Origin of the sequence: Pseudomonas protegens (assembly GCF_003363755.1) — a bacterium.
GTDB lineage: Bacteria > Pseudomonadota > Gammaproteobacteria > Pseudomonadales > Pseudomonadaceae > Aquipseudomonas > Aquipseudomonas danubii.
Genome location: NZ_CP031396.1, coordinates 5,320,585 through 5,342,788 on the forward strand (window position 1 = coordinate 5,320,585; position 22,204 = coordinate 5,342,788).

16 protein-coding genes are annotated in these 22,204 nt (G+C 62.4%); all 16 read left to right on the plus strand.

Annotated features, from left to right (window positions below; all coding sequences use genetic code 11):
- Window positions 1–3 precede the first annotated feature (3 nt).
- The 16 genes from flgG to pseC all read left to right on the plus strand — a co-directional run bounded on the left by flgG (window position 4) and on the right by pseC (window position 22,106).
- Window positions 4–789, plus strand: a complete 786-nt coding sequence (flgG, locus tag DWF74_RS24075; RefSeq protein WP_102864053.1) for a flagellar basal-body rod protein FlgG — start codon at window positions 4–6, stop codon at window positions 787–789.
- Window positions 790–850: 61 nt separating this feature from the next.
- On the plus strand, window positions 851–1,546 hold the full coding sequence (gene flgH / locus DWF74_RS24080) for a flagellar basal body L-ring protein FlgH (protein WP_102864052.1): 696 nt from the start codon (window positions 851–853) through the stop codon (window positions 1,544–1,546).
- Between the two features lie 15 nt (window positions 1,547–1,561).
- Complete coding sequence (locus tag DWF74_RS24085) at window positions 1,562–2,671, plus strand: flagellar basal body P-ring protein FlgI (protein ID WP_016963126.1); 1,110 nt, start codon at window positions 1,562–1,564, stop codon at window positions 2,669–2,671.
- A gap of 10 nt (window positions 2,672–2,681) precedes the next feature.
- Window positions 2,682–3,947 (plus strand): flagellar assembly peptidoglycan hydrolase FlgJ, encoded by a 1,266-nt coding sequence (gene flgJ / locus DWF74_RS24090; protein ID WP_102864051.1) that lies wholly within the window; start codon window positions 2,682–2,684, stop codon window positions 3,945–3,947.
- A gap of 10 nt (window positions 3,948–3,957) precedes the next feature.
- Window positions 3,958–6,009 (plus strand): flagellar hook-associated protein FlgK, encoded by a 2,052-nt coding sequence (flgK, locus tag DWF74_RS24095; RefSeq protein WP_102864050.1) that lies wholly within the window; start codon window positions 3,958–3,960, stop codon window positions 6,007–6,009.
- Window positions 6,010–6,022: 13 nt separating this feature from the next.
- Entirely contained in the window at window positions 6,023–7,591 is a 1,569-nt protein-coding gene (locus DWF74_RS24100; RefSeq protein WP_115581852.1) for a flagellar hook-associated protein 3, read from the plus strand.
- Between the two features lie 121 nt (window positions 7,592–7,712).
- Entirely contained in the window at window positions 7,713–11,285 is a 3,573-nt protein-coding gene (locus tag DWF74_RS24105) for a glycosyltransferase (RefSeq protein WP_115581853.1), read from the plus strand.
- Between the two features lie 270 nt (window positions 11,286–11,555).
- Complete coding sequence (gene rfbF, locus DWF74_RS24110; protein ID WP_102864047.1) at window positions 11,556–12,329, plus strand: glucose-1-phosphate cytidylyltransferase; 774 nt, start codon at window positions 11,556–11,558, stop codon at window positions 12,327–12,329.
- The gene (gene rfbG, locus DWF74_RS24115) at window positions 12,311–13,393 is read left to right on the plus strand and encodes a CDP-glucose 4,6-dehydratase (RefSeq protein ID WP_102864046.1); all 1,083 of its coding nucleotides are present in this window, start codon (window positions 12,311–12,313) and stop codon (window positions 13,391–13,393) included. The genes rfbF and rfbG overlap by 19 nt, the downstream gene beginning before the upstream one ends.
- Window positions 13,390–13,950 carry a dTDP-4-dehydrorhamnose 3,5-epimerase family protein gene (locus DWF74_RS24120; RefSeq protein WP_102864045.1) on the plus strand — a complete coding sequence of 187 codons (561 nt, stop codon included), beginning with the start codon at window positions 13,390–13,392 and terminating at the stop codon, window positions 13,948–13,950. The genes rfbG and DWF74_RS24120 overlap by 4 nt, the downstream gene beginning before the upstream one ends.
- The gene (locus tag DWF74_RS24125; RefSeq protein ID WP_115581854.1) at window positions 13,947–15,173 is read left to right on the plus strand and encodes a class I SAM-dependent methyltransferase; all 1,227 of its coding nucleotides are present in this window, start codon (window positions 13,947–13,949) and stop codon (window positions 15,171–15,173) included. The genes DWF74_RS24120 and DWF74_RS24125 overlap by 4 nt, the downstream gene beginning before the upstream one ends.
- 5 nt (window positions 15,174–15,178) lie before the next feature.
- Window positions 15,179–16,036 (plus strand): NAD-dependent epimerase/dehydratase family protein, encoded by an 858-nt coding sequence (locus DWF74_RS24130; RefSeq protein ID WP_115582483.1) that lies wholly within the window; start codon window positions 15,179–15,181, stop codon window positions 16,034–16,036.
- Window positions 16,026–17,096, plus strand: coding sequence for a class I SAM-dependent methyltransferase (locus DWF74_RS24135; RefSeq protein WP_115581855.1), 1,071 nt, complete (start codon window positions 16,026–16,028; stop codon window positions 17,094–17,096). The genes DWF74_RS24130 and DWF74_RS24135 overlap by 11 nt, the downstream gene beginning before the upstream one ends.
- A 20-nt stretch (window positions 17,097–17,116) precedes the next feature.
- On the plus strand, window positions 17,117–17,854 hold the full coding sequence (locus DWF74_RS24140; protein ID WP_102864042.1) for a cephalosporin hydroxylase family protein: 738 nt from the start codon (window positions 17,117–17,119) through the stop codon (window positions 17,852–17,854).
- Between the two features lie 51 nt (window positions 17,855–17,905).
- Window positions 17,906–20,842, plus strand: a complete 2,937-nt coding sequence (locus DWF74_RS24145) for a TIGR00180 family glycosyltransferase (protein ID WP_115581856.1) — start codon at window positions 17,906–17,908, stop codon at window positions 20,840–20,842.
- A gap of 94 nt (window positions 20,843–20,936) precedes the next feature.
- On the plus strand, window positions 20,937–22,106 hold the full coding sequence (gene pseC / locus DWF74_RS24150; protein WP_115581857.1) for a UDP-4-amino-4,6-dideoxy-N-acetyl-beta-L-altrosamine transaminase: 1,170 nt from the start codon (window positions 20,937–20,939) through the stop codon (window positions 22,104–22,106).
- Window positions 22,107–22,204 lie beyond the last annotated feature (98 nt).

A 22,204-nucleotide genomic window follows, 5' to 3' on the forward strand; every position in this document is an offset into this window, starting at 1 on the left:
CGAATGCTTCCGGCTCTATGGGTTGCCAAAACCGGTCTGTCCGCCCAGGACACCAACCTGAGTGTTATTTCCAACAACCTGGCGAACGTCTCGACCACGGGTTTCAAACGTGATCGCGCCGAGTTCCAGGACCTGCTGTATCAGATCAAGCGCCAGCCCGGTGCCCAGTCGACCCAGGACAGCGAACTGCCAACCGGCCTGCAGGTCGGTACCGGCGTGCGCATTGTCGGGACCCAGAAGAACTTCACTGCCGGCAGCCTGCAGACCACCGAGCAGCCTCTGGACCTGGCCATCAATGGCCGTGGTTTCTTCCAGATCCTGCAGCCCGACGGCACCACGGCCTATACCCGTGACGGTACGTTCCACCTCAATTCCGATGGTCAGATTGTCACTGCCAGCGGTTTTGCCCTGGAGCCTGCGGTGGTTGTGCCCAACGACGCACAGACCTTCACCGTGGGTCAGGACGGCACCGTATCCATCACCATCGCCGGCAACCCGGCTTCCCAGGTGATCGGTAACCTGCAAACCGCCGACTTCATCAACCCGGCTGGCCTGCAGTCCCAGGGCAACAACCTGTTCCTGGAAACCGCCGCCAGTGGCGCGCCGCAAATTGGTACCCCGGGCCTTAACGGCTTCGGCACCACGCTGCAGAACACCCTGGAAGCGTCCAACGTCAGCACCGTTGAGGAAATGGTCAACATGATCACCACCCAGCGGGCCTACGAGATGAACTCCAAGGTGATCTCCACTGCGGACCAGATGCTCTCGTTCATTACGCAGAAGCTGTAATCAAGTCTTGAGGTCGCCACGGGTCTGAAGTGGCGCACCGGCAACATCGTGAGGAAGGGTCATGAATCGGTTTATGTGTGTTCTAGCGCTGAGTGGGAGTGCCGTGCTCGCGGGCTGTGTTGCTCCGCCGCCCAAGCCCAATGACCCTTATTACGCCCCGGTGTTGCCGCGCACGCCGCTGCCTTCCGCGTCCAACAACGGCTCGATCTACCAGGCCGGTTTTGAGCAGAACCTGTACAGCGACCGCAAGGCGTTCCGGGTGGGTGACATCATTACCATCACCCTGAACGAGCGGACCAGCGCCAGCAAGGGCGCCAACTCGGCCCTGAACAAGACCAGCTCCAACAGCATCGGCCTGACCTCGCTGTTTGGCGCTGTGCCCAATGTCAACAACCCGTTGAGCGATGGCGACCTGACGTTGAATGCCGGCTACAGCGGTAATCGCGCCACCAAGGGCGACAGTAAGGCCGCGCAGAGCAACAGCCTGACCGGCTCGATCACCGTCACCGTGGCCGATGTATTGCCCAACGGCATCATCGCGGTGCGTGGCGAGAAGTGGATGACCCTCAATACCGGTGATGAACTGGTGCGCATTGCCGGCCTGGTGCGTGCGGACGATATCGCCACGGATAACACGGTATCTTCGACCCGGGTCGCAGATGCCCGCATTACCTATTCGGGTACCGGCTCGTTTGCCGATGCTAACCAGCCTGGCTGGTTCGATCGTTTCTTCCTCAGTCCGCTGTTCCCTTTCTAGGTGATGAGAAGCCTCATGTTCAACTTCAAGCACCTGATGGCGGCGGCGTTGTTGCTGTCCACTTCCCTTGGCGTCCAGGCCGAGCGGTTGAAGGACATTGCCAGTATTTCCGGCGTGCGTTCCAACCAATTGATCGGTTACGGCCTGGTGGTCGGGCTTAACGGCACCGGCGACCAGACGACCCAGACCCCGTTCACTCTGCAGACGTTCAACAACATGCTGTCGCAGTTTGGCATCAAGGTGCCGGCCGGCTCCGGCAACGTGCAGTTGAAGAACGTCGCGGCGGTGTCGGTCAGCGCCGATCTGCCGGCATTCGCCAAGCCGGGTCAGCAGGTGGACATCACCGTGTCCTCCATCGGTAACTCCAAGAGCCTGCGTGGCGGCACCTTGCTGCTGACCCCGCTCAAGGGGATCGACGGCAACGTCTACGCCATTGCCCAGGGCAACCTGGTGGTGGGCGGTTTCGACGCTGAAGGGCGTGACGGCTCGAAGATCACCGTCAACGTGCCATCTGCCGGGCGGATTCCCGGTGGTGCTTCGGTGGAGCGCGCCGTGCCCAGCGGTTTCAACCAGGGCAACAGCCTGACCCTGAACCTCAATCGTTCGGACTTCACCACCGCCAAGCGCATTGTCGACAAGATCAACGACATGCTCGGCCCGGGCGTGGCCCAGGCCATTGATGGCGGTTCGATCCGGGTCACCGCGCCTCTGGACCCAAGCCAGCGCGTGGACTACCTGTCGATCCTGGAGAATCTGGAAGTCGACCCGGGGCAGGCGGTGGCGAAGGTCATCATCAACTCCCGTACCGGCACCATCGTCATTGGCCAGAACGTCAAGGTGTCGCCGGCGGCGGTGACCCATGGCAGCCTGACCGTGACCATTACCGAAGACCCGATCGTCAGCCAGCCCGGCCCTCTGTCCAATGGCCAGACCGCTGTGGTGCCGCGTTCGCGGGTTAACGCCCAGCAGGAAGCCAAGCCGATGTTCAAGTTCGGCCCGGGCACCACCCTGGATGAGATTGTCCGTGCGGTGAACCAGGTCGGGGCTGCGCCGGGTGACTTGATGGCGATCCTCGAAGCCTTGAAACAGGCCGGCGCCTTGCAGGCCGACCTGATCGTGATTTGAGGTGAGCGCCATGGATATTCGTAAGAGTGGACTGATTGGCAGCGGCGATTCCGGGTCTTACTCCGACCTCAATCGCCTGCAGCAACTCAAGGTCGGCGACAAGAACGGCGAAGCCAACGTGCGCAAAGTGGCGCAGGAGTTCGAGTCGCTGTTCCTCAATGAAATGCTCAAGTCCATGCGCAAGGCCACTGACGTCATTGCCCAGGACAACCCGCTCAATACCCCGGCCGCAAAGCAGTACCAGGACATGTACGACCAGCAGCTGGCGGTATCCCTGTCTCGTGAGGGTGGCGGTATCGGCCTGGCCAATGTGCTGATGCGCCAGATGATGAAGAACAAGCCGGCCAACCCGGGCGCGACCCATACGGCCTTGACAGCCGCGGCGCCGGTGGCGACTCCGACCCCGATTGCCGCCGGTACCACCGCCCAGGATGGTCCGTTGAGCCGGGTCAATGGTCAGCGTCCAATGTGGGCCTCGCGTGCCCAGGACCCGTTGCGCAGCACGGTGTCGCATAACGATATGGCGTTGCTCAATCAACGGCGCCTGTCGTTGCCGAGCAAGCTTACCGATCGCCTGTTGACCGGTATCGTGCCTTCGGCCGGTGCGACTGCTGACGCTTCTACCCAGAACGTTGCGCCCACCCGCAATAGCGCAGCCGCCGATGCGGTGCTGCGTGGCGAGTGGCGGGTCAACCAGGGCTACGCCGCGTCCCAGGGCAAGATGCGCGTGTATGGCCGGGCCATGGCTCAGCCGCCGCTGGCGCCGGCCAAGCGCGCCTTCAGTTCCGCAGATGATTTTGTCGCCACCATGTTGCCGATGGCGCAGCAGGCGGCCCAGCGCATCGGTATCGATCCGCGTTATCTGGTAGCCCAGGCCGCGCTGGAAACCGGCTGGGGTAAATCGGTCATGCGTCAGCAGGATGGCAGCAGCAGTCACAACCTGTTCGGCATCAAGGCCAACAAAAGTTGGCAGGGCGCTCAGGCCCGAGCGATCACCAGCGAGTTCCGCGATGGACAGATGGTCAAGGAGACGGCGGCGTTCCGTTCCTATGATTCCTACCAGGACAGCTTCCACGATCTGGTGACCTTGTTGCAGAGCAATAATCGCTATCAAGAAGTGCTGAAGGTTGCCGATAAACCAGAACAGTTTGTTCGCGAGTTGCAAAAAGCCGGGTATGCAACGGACCCGGATTACGCTAGCAAGATTTCGCAGATAGCCAAGCAGATGAAGAACTACGAGAGCTACGCTGCGGCGGGCGTTTCCACGAATTTATAAGGTCTGAATCATGAGTTTGCTCAATATTGGGATGTCGGGGCTGGCCGCCAGCCAAACGTCGTTGGTGACTACGGGTAACAACATTGCCAACGCCGACACCGCCGGGTACTCGCGGCAGCAGACCGTGCAGGGCACCAAGGCCTCCGCTCAATTCGGCAACGTCTTCATCGGCACCGGTACCACCCTGGCGGACGTACGCCGGGTGTACAACAGCTTCCTCGATGCCCAGTTGCGCACCGCCACGTCCTTGAACAGTGACGTCGCGGCCTACCAGAGTCAGATCAGCCCGGTCGACCAGTTGCTGTCGGACAACGGCACCGGCATGAACGGCGCCCTGACCAAATTCTTCGCCTCGCTGCAGAACCTCAACGCCAAGCCTACCGATGAAGCCTCTCGGCAGTTGCTGCTCAGCGATACCCAGGCCTTGAGTAACCGTTTCAACTCGGTGTCCAGCCAGCTCAACGAACAGAACAGCAACATCAACGGCAACATGGCGAGCATGGCCGATCAGGTCAACAAGCTGGCCAATACCGTCGCCCAGCTCAACCAGAAGATTTCCGAACTGTCGACCAATGGCAACGGCATGCCCAACGACCTGTTGGATGCCCGTAACGAAACCGTGCGCCAGCTTTCGACCTTTATCGGCGTCCAGGTGTCGGAGCGTGGTTCCAGCCTCGACTTGTACCTGGGCAGTGGCCAGCCGCTGGTGATGGGCAACTCCGCCAACACCCTGGAAGTGGTGCAGGGCAAGAACGACCCGACGCGCTCCATGCTGCAGCTCAATCGCGGCACCAGCACCGTGGACATCACCAACGTCACCACCGGTGGCGAGATTGGTGGCCTGTTGCGCTATCGCAGTGAAGTGCTGGACCCGGCAATGAATGAACTGGGGCGCGTGGCCCTGGTGGTTGCCGACCAGATGAACAGCCAGATGGCCCAGGGTATCGACAAGAACGGTGAGTTTGGCGGCAACCTGTTCAACGACATCAACAGCCTGCGGATGATCAGTCAGCGCAGTATGGCCAGCGCCGCCAACAGCGCGGGCTCGGGCAACTTCGATGTGACCATCAAGGACACCGGCAAGCTGAGCACTGGCGACTACACCGTGACCTTCAGCAGTGCCACGGATTACACCGTCAAGCGTTCCGACGGCAAGGACATGGGCACCTTCAGCACCACGACCAGCCCGGCACCCGTGATCGACGGTTTCTCGCTGAATCTCAATGGCACGGTGGCCGCCGGTGACAGCTTCAAGATCACCCCGACCCGCAATGCCGCAGCCACCATCCAGACGGAAATGACTGACGCCAAGCGCCTGGCTCTGGCTGCGCCGCTGAAGGCCGAGATCGGTGCCGGGGTCAAGAGCTCCCTGAGCATCTCTGCGCAGCCGTCCCTGGCGGTGCCGATCAATAACTACGATGCAGCCAGCAAGCTGGAAATGCAGACCGCCCTGAAGAACTCCGGCCCGGTCAAGGTGGTGTTCAATGCGGCGTCCGGCGGCAGCCAGACCTACGATTACTTTGACGCCAAGGGCGTCAAGATGGGCAGCGGCTCCATCGTGCCAGGGCAGAGCAATGTCCTGAACCTGCAGATCAAGATGCTCGATGCCAGCGGTAACCCGATCACTGATGGCGGCGTGCCACCTGTGACCAAGACCTTCACGGTGCAGATGACCGTTGCCGGTTCGCCCAATGCCGGCGACAACATGAACATTTCGGTGAATGGCGCCGGCTCTTCCGATAACCGTAACGGCCTGGCGCTGTCGGGGCTGCAGACCAAGCAGACCGTGGACACCGGTTCGGCGAGCAAGGGCATCACCCTGGTGGATGCCTACGGCAAGCTGATCGAGAACGTCGGCGCCAAGGCCAGCCAGGCCAAGCTCGACAGTGCTGCCAACGGTTCCATCCTGGCCAACGCCAAGGGTGCCCGTGACTCGCTGTCCGGCGTCAACCTGGACGATGAGACCGGCAACCTGGTCAAGTTCCAGCAGTACTACACCGCGTCTTCGCAGATCATCAAGGCTGCGCAGGAAACCTTCAGCACGCTGATCAACAGCCTTTAAGGAGTCGTAGCCCATGCGCATTTCCACCGCCCAGTATTACGAGACTTCGGCTGCCAACTATCAGAAGAATTTCGCCAACGCGGTCAAGAGCGGCGAAGAGTCCAGCAGCCTGGTCCGGGTCAAGACTGCCGCCGACGATCCGGTGGGCGCTGCCCGTTTGCTGCAGCTGGGTCAGCAGGCTTCCCTGCTTGATCAGTACAAGGCCAACAGCAACTCGATCAAGGCTTCCCTGGGCCAGGCCGAGTCGGTGATGACCAGCATCAACAACGTTCTGGACCGGGCCAAGCAACTGGCCGTCGGCGCCGGCAGCGCCGGATACACCAATGCCGACCGGCAGGCCAATGCTGCCGAGCTGGGGCAGATCGAAGAGCAACTGCTGAGCCTGATGAACTCTCAGGACGAAAACGGCAAGTACCTCTTTGGCGGCTCCAAGGACGACGTTCCGCCGTTCAGCCGCAACTCTGATGGCACCTACAGTTACAACGGTGACCAGAGCAGCCTGAAGCTGCCGGTGGGCGACACCATGATGATGGCTGCCAACAGCACCGGTTGGGATGTGTTCCAGCAGGCGCTCAACACCAGTCGTAGCCAGGTCACCATGACTTCGCCGGTGGTGGATGATGGACGGGTTTCCCTGTCCAATGGCCAGATGACCAACAGCGGCACCTACAACAGCCAGTTCCGCGGTGGCGAGCCTTATACCGTGTCGTTCGTCAGCGGCACCCAGTTGCAGATCCTCGATGGCAGCGGCAACGATGTGACGGCTGAGGCCAGCAAGGGCGGGGTGATCGGTACTTCGCCGAATCAGACGGTGAGTTTCCGTGGTGTCGATCTGAACCTGAACGTCAATCTCAAGTCCGGCGATGTCGCTGGCGCGGTGCTGCCGGGGCACAGTTTTACATTGGCGTCGAAGCCGGACACCTTCAACGTTGCGCGTTCTCCGGGCAACCCGAGCATGACTCAGGTCTCGGCCGCCAGCGTGACTGATCCGGTGGCCTACAACTCGACGTTCCCGAGTGGCTCTGCCGTGCTCAAGTTCACCAGCGCCACCAATTTCGATCTGTATGCCGCGCCGCTGACGGCAGACAGCAAACCGGTGTCTTCGGGTGTGGTAGGGCCGGGCAATATCGCCACTGCGGCAGGCGTGAGCTTCACCCTGACGGGCGCTCCTTCGCCGGCCGCCAACGATCAGTTCAGCGTGGCGGTGAACACCCACGAAACCCAGAACATCCTGGACACCGTGAGTCAGTTGAAAAACGCGTTGAACACACCCACTGACGGTGACGTCCTGGCAACCCAGAAGCAGTTGGCCGACCTTGCGTCGGGCATGGCCAACCTGGCCAGTGGTGTCGATCAGCTGTCCATCGGCATCAGCTCCATCGGTGGTCGTGGTTCGGCTTTGGCCACCCAGAACGAAATCAACGAAAGTCTGGCGGCAGCCAACGTCACCACCCGTTCTGCCATCAGTGACTCCGACCCGGCCGAAGTCATGACCCGCCTGACCCTGCAGCAGACCATGTTGCAGGCCTCGCAATTGGCCTTCAGCAAGATCACTCAGCTCGGCCTGTTCAACAAGGTCTGAGAACATGGCGTTCGAGCTGCGGCTCGAACGCCATGACCGTCGAGCCGTCAGCCGTCTTTTTTAAGCGGTTCTGCAGCCCTGGTCTTTCTGGCCAGGGCTCGCCGCTCGAGAGTTTGCAACCGTGAACCAAGCCCCTCTAGTCAGCATCGTTATCCCCGCCTTCAACCCGCGCTTCTTCAGCCAGGCCCTCGACAGTGCCTTGGCCCAAACCTACCAGCCCCTGGAAATCGTCATTTGCGACGACAGTGCCGACGATCAGATCCAGCGTATCGTTGAAGCCGTGGCCGAGCCTGCGCACCCTGTGCGTTACCTGCGCAACCCGCAACGCCTTGGGCTGCAGAAGAACGTTCTGCGCTGTGTTGAAGAGGCGCGTGGCGAGCTGATCAAGGTGTTGTGTGATGACGATCGGCTGTTTGCACCCAGTATCGCCCTGCAGGCGCCGGTGCTGATCGACAATCCGGATGTCAATCTGGTGTGTGCGCTGCGGGTATTCAGTGACGCTGGGAATTTCATCCTGCCGCCGCGGGTCGACAACTGCCGCTTTACCTACAACGATGCCGTGCTCAAGGGCGAGGATATGCTGGCGATCTTCGAGAGCACGCCACGCAACTTCCTCGGCAACTTCAGCTCGGCACTGATGCGTCGTGCCGATGTGCTGGAGCTGCTGCCGGCATTGATCCAGGAGGGCGCGGGTTTTGTCGCGCTGCTGGATTTCGCCCTGTTCATCTGCCTGATGCGCCGTGGCAATCTCGCGGCGCTGGTGACGGTGCTCAGTTGCGAACGCCTGTACCCGGGGCGCCTGAGCGCTACCCCGGAAATGCTCAAGCAGGCACGCAGTGAGTGGGAGTGGCTGGTGCAGATGCTGGCCGCACGCAGTGGCGAGTCGGCGCCGGCGGCAGGCTGGGTGCGGTATGTCGATATGGCTCGGGAGGCCGGGCAGCCGCGCAACTGGCAGGAGCTGTGCGTGACCCGGGTGCTGGGCAACCGCAGTACCGTGGTCGATGGTCGGGTGGGTGGCGAGAGCATCAGTTACGAGGATTTCTATCGGGAGTGGCTGTCGGTACGCAAGTTCTCGGCGGTGGAGCAGCGGCTGATGCCTCAGCGCATCGACAGCTGGCCGCGGCGGGTGCAGTTGGTGCCGGTGGTCCTTGACTTCGAGGGCGATGGCGAAGCGCTTGCCCGGACTCTGGAGAGTATTGATGGCCAGCTGTTCGCGCCTGCCGCGGTGCTGGTGTTGTCGGTGGGCGAGGAGCAGGTGCGTGACCGGGTTCTGCACCAGCCTCTGCGAGGCGACTGGGTGCAGCAGCTCAATGAGCTGGTGCCGCAGCTGGAAGGTTGCGACTGGTTCTATCTGCTGCAGGCCGGTGATCGCCTGCAGGAGTCGGCGCTGTTGATCCTTGCCGAACGCATCGCCAATACCCCGGCCATGCTCTGTGCCTACAGTGATGAAGGCGCGCTGCTGGAGGGTGAGTCGTCGGAGCCGGTGTTCAAGCCTGACTTCAACCTCGACCTGATGCGCTCCTATCCCTATGTTGGTCGTGCCCTGGCTTTTTCCCGCGAGCGCTTCATGGCCGAAGGCGGGTTCGATCCGCGCCATGGCGAACTGGCGCCCCATGATCTTCTATGGCGGATGGTGGAGGCGGCGGGGCCCCGGACCATCGAGCACATTGCCGATATCCAGCTGGAGTCCGAGTTCAGCTTCGCCCAGTGGCTGTCCCGGCCCCAGGTGATCGAGGCCAGTGAAGGGCTGGTGGCCGCGCATCTGCAGCGGATCGGTGTGGAACACCGGATTGTTCACGATGACCTGCCCCTGCTCAATCGGATCTATTACCTGCATGGCAGCCGGCCGCTGGTGTCGATCATCCTGCCGTGCGGTGACTCCCTGGCGACCCTGCAGCGCTGCGTTGAAAGCCTGATCGAGCAGACGGCCTACAACCACTACGAAATTGTGCTGGTGGATGCCGGCAGTCGCGACCCGGCCATGGCCGACTGGCTGGCGGCCATGGCCCAGCTGGGTGGTGCGATGCTGCGGGTTCTGCCTTATGTCGGTCCGCACAGCCAGGCTGCGCTGATCAACAGTGCGGCGAGCCAGGCGCGTGGCGACTACCTGTTGCTGCTCAATCCGGGGGCGCTGATCTGTAGCGGCGACTGGCTGGATGAGTTGCTCAATCAGGCCCAGCGTCCGGAGGTGGGCGTGGTGGGGGCGCGGATTCTGGCCACCGATGGCTCCATTCTCCATGCCGGCCAGGTGCTGGGGATGGCCGGGCCTGCGAGTTCGCCCTTTGTCGGCGAAGCCATGGACGCCCGGGGCTACATGCAACGGCTGCAAGTGGTACAGAACTGGAGTGCGGTCAGTGGCGATTGCCTGATGGTACGCAAGGAGGTCTTCGACAGCCTGGGCGGCCTGGATGAGCAGGCCTTCGCCGACGAATTGGGGGCGACCGACCTGTGCCTGCGGGTCGACCGCAACGGCTATCTGGTGGTCTGGACGCCTCACGCCACCCTGATGCTGCGGCCAGCGTCGCCTGCCGGTGATGACAGCGAGCGGCAGCTGGCCCGCGAGGCCGAGCAGGAGCGCTTCTATCAGCAGTGGATGGCGAAGATCGCTCGCGATCCGGCCTATAACCCGGCCCTGAGCCTGGGCTACTCCAGCTTCAGTCTGGAGCCTTCCTTGCGCAACAACTGGAATCCGTTCTGCAGTCGCGCCTTGCCCTTGATCCTCGGCTTGCCGGTCAACAGTTCCGCGGTCGGGCATTACCGGGTGACCGGTCCCCTGACGGCGTTGGAAGAAGCGGGGCGGGTGATTGCCCGGGTGGCCTACGAGTCGCCGTCCACGGCGGACATCGAGCGCCTGTCGCCGGATACCATCATCCTGCAGTGCCGCTACAGCGAAGGGGCGGCCAGTGACATTCTGCGGATGAAAAAATACTCCAGCGCCCTGCGGGTCTTCGAGCTCGACGACTACATCGTCAGTGCGCCGAAGAAGAACACCCACGCTCGGAACAAGCCGGTGAACACCGAGCAGATGCTGCGCGAAGGCATCGGCTTGTGTGATCGCGTGGTGGTGACCACCCAGCCCCTGGCCGATGCCCTGTCGAGCATGCACAGCGACATTCGCGTGGTGCCCAACATGCTGGCGCTGGACCCCTGGGCCAGTTTGACCAGTCGTCGTGGTACCTCCAGCAAGCCGCGGGTGGGTTGGGGCGGTGGCACCAGCCATACCGGCGACCTGGAGATCATCGCCGAGGTGGTGCGCGAGCTGGCGAACGAGGTCGAGTGGGTATTCTTTGGCATGTGCCCTGACGATCTGCGTCCTTACGTACACGAATTTCACTCGCTCACCAGCCTGCAGAGCTATCCGTTCAAGCTGGCCAGCCTGAACCTGGATCTGGCGCTGGCGCCGCTGGAGTTTCATATCTTCAACGACTGCAAGAGCAACCTGCGGCTCCTGGAATACGGTGCCTGCGGTTACCCGGTGATCTGCACCGACACCGAGGCCTATCGCGGTTTCCTGCCTTGCACCAAGGTCCGCAGCAACAGCACCGAGGAATGGTTGCAGGCGATCCGCATGCACCTGTCCGACCCGGCAGCCAGCTACCGCATGGGGGATGAGCTGCGAGAAGCGGTGCATCGCGACTTCATGCTGCGCGACGACAACCTGCGGCACTGGCTGTGGGGATGGTTGGCGGACTGATCGTCCTCCCCCGGGCCGGCGATTGCCATCGTCGTTGGCCGGGATGTTGGGCAATCCTCCGTTCGGGTGGTTGCTCTCGCTGTCTTCTGCGGCGCCTGCGGGCGCCGCGCACGCAATTGGCGCACTTCCTGCAAGTCCTCGGCAAATCGCCATAAATCCTTCACTGCGGCGCAGTGCAAGGGCCCCTTTGGTTGCGATGAATGATCTGCATCTGGCGCCGTGCCAGTCCTGAAAGGGCTGGGCTGGCCCACGAAGAGCAAGAGGACAGCGATGAAGGCAGTAATTCTGGCAGGTGGACTGGGTACGCGAATCAGCGAAGAGTCCCACCTCAAGCCCAAGCCCATGATCGAGATCGGTGGCAAGCCAATTCTTTGGCACATCATGAAGCAGTATTCCGCCCACGGGATTCATGACTTCGTGATTTGCCTGGGCTATAAGGGCTACGCGATCAAGGACTTCTTCGCCAACTACTTCCTGCACACTTCGGATGTGACCTTCGACATGCGCAACAACCGCATGGACGTGCATCAGAATTACAGCGAGCCGTGGAGCGTGACGCTGATCGACACTGGAGAGGAAACCATGACCGGCGGACGCTTGCGCCGGGCCGGACGTTATCTGCAGGAAGACGAGGCTTTCTGCTTCACCTATGGCGATGGCGTATCCGATCTGGATATCGGTGCATTGGTGGATTTCCACAGGTCCCACGGCAAGCTGGCCACGGTCACGGCCGTGCAGCCCCCGGGCCGCTATGGCGCCCTGGATCGCGATGGCGACCAGGTCCTGGGCTTCACCGAGAAACCCCGTGGCGATGGTGGCTGGATCAACGGTGGGTTCTTCGTGTTGTCGCCCAAGGTGCTGTCCTACATCGATGGCGACAGCACCACCTGGGAGGCCGAGCCGCTGATCCAGCTGGCCAAGGATCAGCAACTGAGCGCCTACGAGCATTCGGGATTCTGGCAGTCCATGGATACCCTGCGGGACAAGAATCATCTGGAGCAGCTCTGGCAAAGCGGGGAGGCCCCGTGGAAGCAATGGGACTGAGCCAGGAATTCTGGCGTGGCAAGCGGGTCCTGCTGACCGGCCATACCGGTTTCAAGGGCAGTTGGCTGAGCCTGTGGCTGCAAAGCCTGGGGGCCCAGGTCAGCGGATTCGCCCTGGACCCGGGGACCGAGCCGAGCCTGTTCGAACTGGCCCGGGTGGCCGAAGGTGTCGACGATCATCGTGGCGACCTGCGGGACCTGGGTAGCCTGCTGGAGCTGATCGCCCAGGTGCAGCCGGAAATCGTCCTGCACCTGGCGGCCCAGCCCCTGGTGCGCGAGGCTTACCGTGATCCGCTGGGAACCTACTCAAGCAACGTCATGGGCACCCTCAACCTGTTGGAAGCGATCCGTCAGGTCGGTGGGGTCCGTGCCTGCGTCCTGGTGACCACTGACAAGGTCTACGCCAATCAGGAATGGCTGTGGCCCTATCGGGAAAACGAAGCCTTGGGCGGCCATGATCCCTACAGCAGCAGCAAGGCTTGTTGCGAGTTGCTGGCCCAGTCCTATGCCTCATCCTTCTTTGCTGCCGAGCGTTATGCCGAGCACGGCCTGGCCCTGGCCACGGCCCGGGCCGGCAATGTGCTGGGCGGTGGCGATTTCGCCCCCGAGCGGTTGATTCCCGATGTGCTCAAGGCCTGGTCGGCCGACGAGCCGGTGACCTTGCGTTATCCCCAGGCGGTACGCCCCTGGCAACACGCCCTGGAGCCCCTGGCCGGTTACCTGCAACTGGCAGCCGGCCTGTACGTGAACGGCCCGCAATACGCCGGTGCCTGGAACTTCGGGCCCGGTGAACAGGACATGTGCAGCGTCGGTGAAGTGGTGGAGCTGCTGGCCCGGCAATGGCCCGAGGCCCCGGGCCTGCGAATCGAACCCAGTGAGCTGCACGAAGCCGGCCTGCTGCGTCTGGACAGCAGTCGTGCGCGCCAGCTGTTGGGCTGGAAACCTCGCTGGACGCTGCAACAGTGCCTGGCGCAGACCCTGGACTGGCACCTGGCCTGGAAGAGCGGCGCGGACATGCGTGCCGTGACCCTTGGGCAGTTGAACCTGTACCGGGGGGCGCTGTGAGCGAGTTCCAGGTCCTGGCTCTGCCAATGGCCGGGTTGTTCGAGGTGCGCCACAAACGCTTCGAAGATCAGCGCGGGCATTTCTCCCGGCTGTTCTGCGAAGGCAGCCTTAGCGCCTTTGGCCAGCCCTTCCATATTCGCCAGATCAACCACTCCTGCACCCGCGAACAGGGCAGCGTGCGTGGCTTGCACTATCAGACCGCCGCCCGGCCCGAAGCCAAGCTCATCAGTTGCTTGCGCGGCGAAGTCTGGGATGTGGCGGTGGACCTGCGCCCCGAGTCACCGACCTTTTTGCATTGGCATGCCGAGCACCTGCGTGGCGGCGATGGGCGCAGCCTGTTGCTGCCGGCGGGTTTCGCCCATGGCTTCCAGGCCCTGAGCGACGATGCCGAGTTGCTCTACCTGCACAGCGCCGACTATGCCCCCGAGCACGAGGCCGGGTTGTCGGTGCTGGACCCGCGACTGGCGATCAACTGGCCGTTGCCTGTCAATAATCTGTCGACCCGGGATGCCAGCCACCCCTTGCTCGATGCTGCCTTCGCTGGAGTAAGACTATGAATTGCCGCGGTTGTGGCGCATGCCTGAGCCTGCCTCTGATCGACTTGGGCACCTCGCCGCCATCCAACGCCTACCTGCGGGCCGAGCAATTGGATCAGGCCGAGCAGTGGGTGCCGCTCAAGGTCCAGGTGTGCCAGCAATGCTGGCTGGTGCAGACCGAGGACTACACCCGCGCCGACCACCTGTTCGACGCCGACTATGCCTACTTCAGTTCGTTCTCCAGCACCTGGCTGCAGCATGCCCGGGACTACGTGGCGCAGATGGTCGAGCGTTTCGGCCTGGACGCCCGCAGCCGGGTGGTGGAAGTGGCGGCCAACGACGGCTACCTGCTGCAGTACGTGGCCCAGCGTGACATTCCCTGCCTGGGGGTCGAGCCGACCCGCAGCACCGCCCAGGCGGCGCGGGCCAAGGGGTTGCAGATCCGCGAGCTGTTCTTCGGCCGTGGCACTGCCGCGCAGTTGCTGGAGGAGGGCTGGGCCGCCGACCTGATGGCGGCCAACAATGTGCTGGCCCATGTGCCGGACATCAACGATTTCCTCTGCGGTTTCGCGACTTTGCTCAAGCCGACGGGGGTGGCGACGTTCGAGTTTCCCCAGCTGCTGACCCTGATGGCCGGGCAGCAGTTCGACACCCTGTACCACGAACATTATTCCTACCTGTCACTGACCGCCGTCCTGAGCCTGTGCCAACGCAACGGCCTGGAAGTTTTCGACGTCCAGACCCTGGCCACCCATGGGGGTTCGCTACGGGTCTTCGTGCAGCGCATCGACGGCTCGCGCCGGCCGGTGCAAGACAGCGTGGCGCAGCAGTTGCTGTTGGAACAGCGCGCCGGGGTGAACACGCCCGAGTACTACCAGACCCTGGCGCCAGCCGCGCAGCGGATCAAGCACGAGCTGCTGCGCTTCCTACTCCAGGCCAAGGCCGAAGGCAAGCGCGTGGTGGGCTACGGCGCGGCAGCCAAGGGCAATACCTTGCTCAACTACGCCGGGGTCAAGGCCGACTTGCTGGCCTGGGTCGCCGACGCCAGCCCGCACAAGCAGGGCAAGTTCCTGCCGGGCAGTCGCATCCCGGTGGTGGCCCCCGAGCGCATCGACCAGGAGCAGCCGGACTATGTGCTGGTGTTGCCCTGGAACCTGCTGGACGAAGTCAGCGAGCAATTGGCCCAGGTACGGCAATGGGGCGGGCGCTTCGTGATTGCGGTGCCTGAGTTGAAGCTGCTGTGAAGGGCATGACGGTGCTGGTCACCGGCGCCACCGGCTTTGTCGGCCGGCATCTGGTCGCGGCCTTGCTGGCCCGGGGTTGCCGGGTCCGGGCGCTGGCCCGGGATCTGGACAAGGCGCGGCAGATGCCCTGGTTCGACGCGGTAGAGTTTCGCGCGCTGGATGTGCATGACCCGCAGCTGGATATCGCGGCCCTGGTGGACGGGGTCGATGCCTTGGCCCATCTGGCCTGGCCCGGATTGCCGAACTACCAGGCGCTGTTTCACCTGGAGCACAACCTGATGGCCGACTATCGCTTTATCAAGGCCGTGGTCGAGGCGGGTGTGAGCCAGGTGCTGGTCACCGGCACCTGCTTCGAGTACGGCATGCAGAGCGGACCTTTGACAGAGCAGGCCGAGGCTCGTCCAGGCAATCCCTACGGCCTGGCCAAGCACAGCCTGCACCTGTTCCTCCAGGCCCTGCAGCAGCAGTTGCCCTTCAGCTTGCAGTGGGCGCGGCTGTTCTACCTGCATGGCTCCGGACAGAATCCCAAGAGCCTGCTGGCGGCACTGGATCGGGCCATCGACGCCGGTGACGAAGTGTTCGACATGTCCGGCGGCGAGCAGCTGCGGGACTACCTGGCCATCGAAGAAGCGGCCGGCTACCTCGCGGCGCTGCTGCGCCAGCGGACGTTTTCCGGGGTGGTCAATTGCTCCAGCGGCCGGCCAATAGCCGTGCGTTCCCTGGTGGAGCAGCGCATCGCCCAGCGCGGTTCGGCGATTCGCCTGAACCTGGGGCATTACCCGTACCCGGACTACGAACCCATGGCGTTCTGGGGCTTGAACCAGCGCTTGCTGCACATAACAGGAGCCGAACATGGCGCATGAGTTGTATCGGGTCGCCGACTTGCCGGTGTTGCAGAACCGTACCTTCGCCGATGCCCAGAGTGCCCGCGCCTCGGCGTCTGCGGACATCGTGCTGGTGCAGGATCTCAAGAGCGGGCTGATCTTCAATCAGGCCTTCGATGCCGACAAGCTCAGCTACGACAGCGACTACCAGAACGAACAGGCCCATTCGGCGCAGTTCCAGCAGCACCTGATGGATGTAGAGAGCATCATCGCCCGGCACTTCAAGGGGCGCGAGCTGATCGAGGTCGGTTGCGGCAAGGGCTATTTCCTCGAACTGCTGCGCAGTGAGGGCTATGCCATCACCGGCATCGACCCGGCCTACGAGGGGACCAACCCCGAGGTGATCAAGGCGCCTTTCACCCGAGGCCTGGGGCTGGCTGCCGAGGCCATCGTGCTGCGTCATGTGCTGGAGCATATTGCTGATCCGCTGGCCTTTCTGGCAGAGATTGCCGATGCCAACCAGGGCGGGCAGATCTATATCGAAGTGCCGTGTTTCGACTGGATTCTCGAGCATCGTGCCTGGTTCGACGTGTTCTATGAGCACGTCAACTACTTCCGCCTCGAGGACCTGCAGCGCATGTTCGGCACCGTGCACGAGGCCGGGCATCTGTTCGGCGGCCAGTACCTGTACGTGGTGGCGGACCTGGGCAGCTTGACGTCGTCGTTGCCGGCGCCGATCCAGCCCTTGCAGATGCCGGCGGATTTCACCGCCAGCATCGAGTGCGCCAAACGCATCATCGGCTCGGCGCCGCACACCGCTGCCGGGATCTGGGGCGCGTCGTCCAAGGGCGTGATCTATTCGCTGTTCCTGCAACGCGCGGGTGTGGCGGTGGATCAGGTCGTCGATATCAACCCGGCCAAACAGGGCCGGTACCTGCCGCTCAGTGGCATGCGTGTGTCATCGCCACAAGAAGCCATGGAGGCACTGCCGGCAGGCGCCAACCTGTTCGTGATGAATTCCAACTACCTCGAAGAAATCAAGCGCATGACCGACGGCCGTTATGTCTATCACGCCGTCGACAGCGCTTCGTTCAGCTAATTTGCCATTGAGAACCGAACATGACCGAGCACAACGTCATTCAAGCCTTTGAACAAGAATGCCAGGCGCAGATCAGCGCCCAGGGCCAGGATGAGAAACTCAAGGGCCTGGCCCGTGACTTTTTCAACGAGTCCGCGACCCACAAGTACAGCTATCACTTTTCCTGGATGGGCCGGCCGATCATCCAGCTGCCCCAGGACATGATGGCGATGCAGGAGATCATCTGGCAGGTCAAGCCGGACCTGGTGATCGAATGCGGTATCGCCCACGGCGGCTCGATCATCTACTACGCCTCGCTGCTGGAGTTGCAGGGCCATGGCGAAGTGCTGGGCATCGACCTGGATATCCGCCCGCACAACCGCGAAGCCATCGAGCAGCATCCGATGAGCAAGCGGATCCGCATGATCGAAGGTTCGAGCATCGACCCGGCCATCGCCGAGCAGGTACGGGCTGCAGCCGCCGGCAAGAAGGTGATTCTGGTCCTGGACTCCAACCACACCCACGAGCACGTGCTCGAAGAGCTGCGTCTGTATGCGCCGCTGGTGTCGGTGGACAGCTACTGCGTGGTCATGGACACCGTGGTCGAGGACATGCCGCCGGAGTTCTTCCCGGATCGTCCGTGGGGCCCGGGTGACAACCCGAAAACCGCAGTCTGGGCCTATCTGGAGGAGAACCGCGATTTCGAGATCGACTATCAGATGCAGAACAAGTTGCTGATCACCGTGGCGCCGGACGGTTACCTGCGTCGGGTTCGTTAACTATCAATGGTTGCAGGTTCAAGGCGTTTGGCCGGTTGTGGGGAAGTACCTATGTGGGTTGGAGACAAAGCAATGAATGACAAAGCACCCCTGAGTGAGCGTTTCACCCTTGTGCTGTTGTCCCACAACCGCAAAGCGTTCATGCGGCGCACCTTGCAGTATTACAGCACCTATCCGTGCTCGATCCTGGTACTGGATTCGTCGCTGGAGGCGGATGAGTCCCTGGCGCAGCTCTATCCCCAGGTCGACTATCGGCATCTGCCGCAGTTCGGCTACAAGGGGCTGCAGGACAAGCTGACCTACGGCATGAGCCTGGTGACCACGCCCTACATGGCGTTCGCTGCCGATGACGATTTTCTCCTCCATGATGCGCTGACCAGCTCCCTGGAGTTTCTTGAGGCCCATCCCGACTACGGGCTGTGCCATGGCTACGGGATGATGTATCTGGCCCGAGCTTCGGAAACCAATTACTACCGCCGTGATCGCCGGGTCATGGAGGACTATGACGCCGATGATGCCCAGGATCGGGTGATGAACTTCATGGGGCATTTCCTGCCGCCGTTCTATGCGGTAACCCGCACCGACCTGCTGCGCCAGTGGTATGAGCTGCTGCCGCCAGGGGTGAGTTTCGAATGGCAGGAAATCGGTCATTCCTTCTTCCTGCTGGCCTGCGCCAAGGCGCGGATCCTGCCGATTCCGTTTGCCGTGCGTGAGGCCAACTACGGGGCCTCGGAGCACAACACCAATGTGCTGACGGTGCTGACCTACAAGGACGCGCAATCGGTGGCCCAGCGTGAGGCGTTCGCCGAGTTCCTCGCCTCGCTGCCCACCGGTTTCAGTGGTCGGGACCCCGAGCAGGTGAAGCAGATCGCTCTGGACAGTTTCACCGCCATGGCCGACTGCTTGCTCAGCGGACGTTCCCTCAAGGGCACGGCGATCTTTCGTTCGGCCTGGGTCGAGGTCGGGGCCGAGCCGGTACGCTCCTTCGGTCCCGAGCAGTTCGTCGAGATGCCGTTCTACAACCAGCCGATGTTCGATCTGCTGACCGAGTTGGAATTCCTCATGCATGCCATGCCCACCGGGCGTCTGCAGCTCAAAGAGCTGGAGGGTGTGTTGCTGCGTCAGGAAGAGTTGATGCGGGTTCATCCCAACGACACACCAGAGAGCCTGCGCGCCCGCTTGTGGGAAGCGCTGACCCTGAACCTGTTCAACCGCGAGGTGGTCAAGCGCCTGGCCGAGTCGATGCAAGACAGCGACGAGCCCGAGGAGGCGCGCAAGCTGCAGGCCTGGGCCGAGCGCCTGGCGTCGGTACCGGGGTCGGACAGTCGTGCGCTGTTCAACGCGACCGAGTCGGGACGCTTGCTCAAATGGCTCGAGGCCCGTGCTCCGGAGCCGGCACAGCTGAGTGCCATCGCTGCGCACCTGGCCCGCCATGCCGGTGGCCCGCAAGTGCAGATCCTGCTGCTGGACCTGGACGCTGACCTGGTCAAGTTGCAGGCCACGCTCGACAGCCTGCTGGCCGGTCATTACAAGGCGTTCAAACTGGTGGTGTTCACCACGGGCGAGCTGCCAGCCACCACCACGGCCCAGGACACCTTGCATTTCGTCAAGGTCACGGAAAACAACTACGTCGAGCGCCTCAATCAGGCCATGGCCCAGTCCCGTGCCGACTGGGTGCTGTTGGCCGAGGCCGGTGATCAGTTCACCGCCAGCGGCCTGCTGCGGGCGAGCCTGGAATTGCTCGGCGCCGAAGGCATTCGTGCCGTGGCCATGGACGAGATCCAGCGCCGTGCCGATGCCACTTTGACTTCGGTGTTCCGCCCCGGGGTCAACCTCGATCAATTGCAAGGCACACCGGCGCTGATGGCCCGGCATTGGTTGCTGGACCGCGAGACTGTGTTGCAGGCTGGTGGTTTCTCCCGTGAGCTCAAGCAGGCGCTGGAGCTGGACCTGTTGCTGCGCCTGATCCAGGACGGTGGCCTGTCCGGTCTGGCCCACCTGGCCGAGCCCTTGCTGATTTGTCAGGCCCCGGGGGATGAGGCTGACGCCGAAGAGCGGCAGGTGCTGACCCGGCACCTGGCCGCACGAGGTTATCGCGCTCAGGTCGGTTCGGCGCAGCCGGGTACCTACCAGATCGAGTATCAGCACGCCGAGCGCCCTCTGGTGTCGATCATCCTGCCCAGCCAGGACAATTTCGCCGAGTTGCAACGCTGCCTGGTCAGCGTGCTGCAGCGCACCCGCTACCAGCGCTATGAAGTGCTGATCGCTGAAAACCACAACCAGAGTGCCGAGCTCGACAGCTGGCTGACCAGCCTGGAAGGCCGCGGCGAGCGCATTCGTGTGTTGCGCAGCGGCCAACGCCTGAGCGCTTCGGCCTTGTTCAACATGGCGTGCCGGGAAGCTCGGGGCGAGTACCTGGTGCTGCTTGCGGCCGATGCTGAGGTGGTCAACGCCAACTGGATCGAGAGCTTGCTCAACCAGGCCCAGCGTCCGGAAGTCGGGATTGTTGGCGCCAAGCTGGTGAACGAAAACGGCGTGACCACCCAGGCCGGGCTGATCCTGGGGTTCGACGGCCACCTGGGTGCGGCCTTCGCCGGTGAGACCAAGGAGGCTGCGGGCTACATGAATAGCCTGTGGGTGGAGAAGAATTATTCAGCGGTGTCCGGTGCCTGTCTGATGATCGGCAAAGCGCTGTTCGAGGCGGTGGGCGGGCTGGATGAAGAGCATTTCGACCAGGCTTTCGCCGATGTCGACCTGTGCCTGAAAGTGGCCGATGCCGGTTACCTCACGGTACTGACGCCCCAGGCCCAGGTGCAGCATCCGGGGACGTTGCCGCAACACCCACAGGCGGCCGCGGCCCTGCAAGACAAATGGGCGGCACGCTTTGCCCAGGATATTGCCTATAACCAGAACCTGGCGTTGAGCGGCAAGGGTTTTTCGCTCGGTACCGCCAGTGGTGTGGATTGGCTGCAGATGATTGCCAATTGATTGCTGTTTCCAGGGGCCCAAACATGCTCAACAAGCTTTTGATCATCCGCTCTGCGCATCGTGGCTTGACACCTGCTTGCAGTGGGATACGGCCATGACTCCCTACAGGATTCCTTATGGCTGCCAGAGCATCAATCAGGCGGACATCGATGCGGTGCTCCAGGTGCTCAAGTCTCCCTGGCTGACCCAAGGGCCGACTATCGAGCGTTTTGAGCAGGCCCTGGCCGACTATTGTCAGGCCGGGCATGCGGTTGCCGTGTGCAATGCCACGGCGGCGCTGCATATTGCCTGTCTGGCGGCGGGGTTGGGGCCGGGCGACTTTCTGTGGACCAGCCCCAATACCTTCGTCGCATCGGCCAACTGTGGGCGTTACTGCGGAGCCGAGGTGGATTTTGTTGATATCGATCCTCATACCTGGAACATGGACGCTGCTCTGCTGGCGCAGAAGCTCGAGTTAGCCGAACGCAACGGCACCCTGCCGAAGGTGGTGGTGGTTGTCGCATTCGCCGGACAGAGTGCCGATATGCAGGCCATTGCCGAGCTTGCCGAACGCTACGGATTTGTCTTGATCGAAGACGCGGCACATGCCGTGGGGGCCTCCTATCTGGGGCTTCCAGTGGGTTGCGGAACCTATGCGGCAATGACCATCTTCAGCTTTCACCCGGTGAAAATCATCACCAGTGCCGAAGGCGGAATGGTGCTGACCAACCGGCCTGAGTTTGCCGAACGCCTGCGCCGTTTGCGCAGTCATGGCATTACCAGCGACCCAGCGCTGATGCAGATCCCGGATACCGGCCTGTGGTACTACCAGCAACTGGAGCTTGGTTTCAACTATCGGATGACCGATTTGCATGCAGCACTGGGACTATCTCAAATGTCCCGGCTCGACGAGTTCGTGGCTCGGCGCCGGGAGCTGGCGGCGCGCTACCAGATGTTGCTGGCCGACTTGCCGCTGACCTTGCCGGTGGTGCAGAACGGGTCCGACTCGGCTTGGCATCTGTATGTGGTGCGTCTGGATCTGAACCGTATCCGGCTGACCCAGAAGCAAGTCTTTGACGAATTACGTGCGGCGGGGCTGGGGGTGAACCTGCATTACATTCCCGTGCATCTGCAGCCTTATTACCAAGAACAGGGCTTTGCCGAGGGTGATTACCCCGAGGCCGAACGTTACTTCCGGGAAGCCCTCAGTCTGCCCCTTTATCCAGAGTTGACCGATGAGTTGCAAGACGAAGTGGTGACGCACCTGCAGCGGATTCTGGATTGAGAGGTAGTGATGACGGTTTTTTCCTGGCCTGGGATGCGCTACGTTCAAGCGGCTGCGACCGCTCCAGGCTGCCAGCCTGAGTCAGGGGCGTGCAAGTT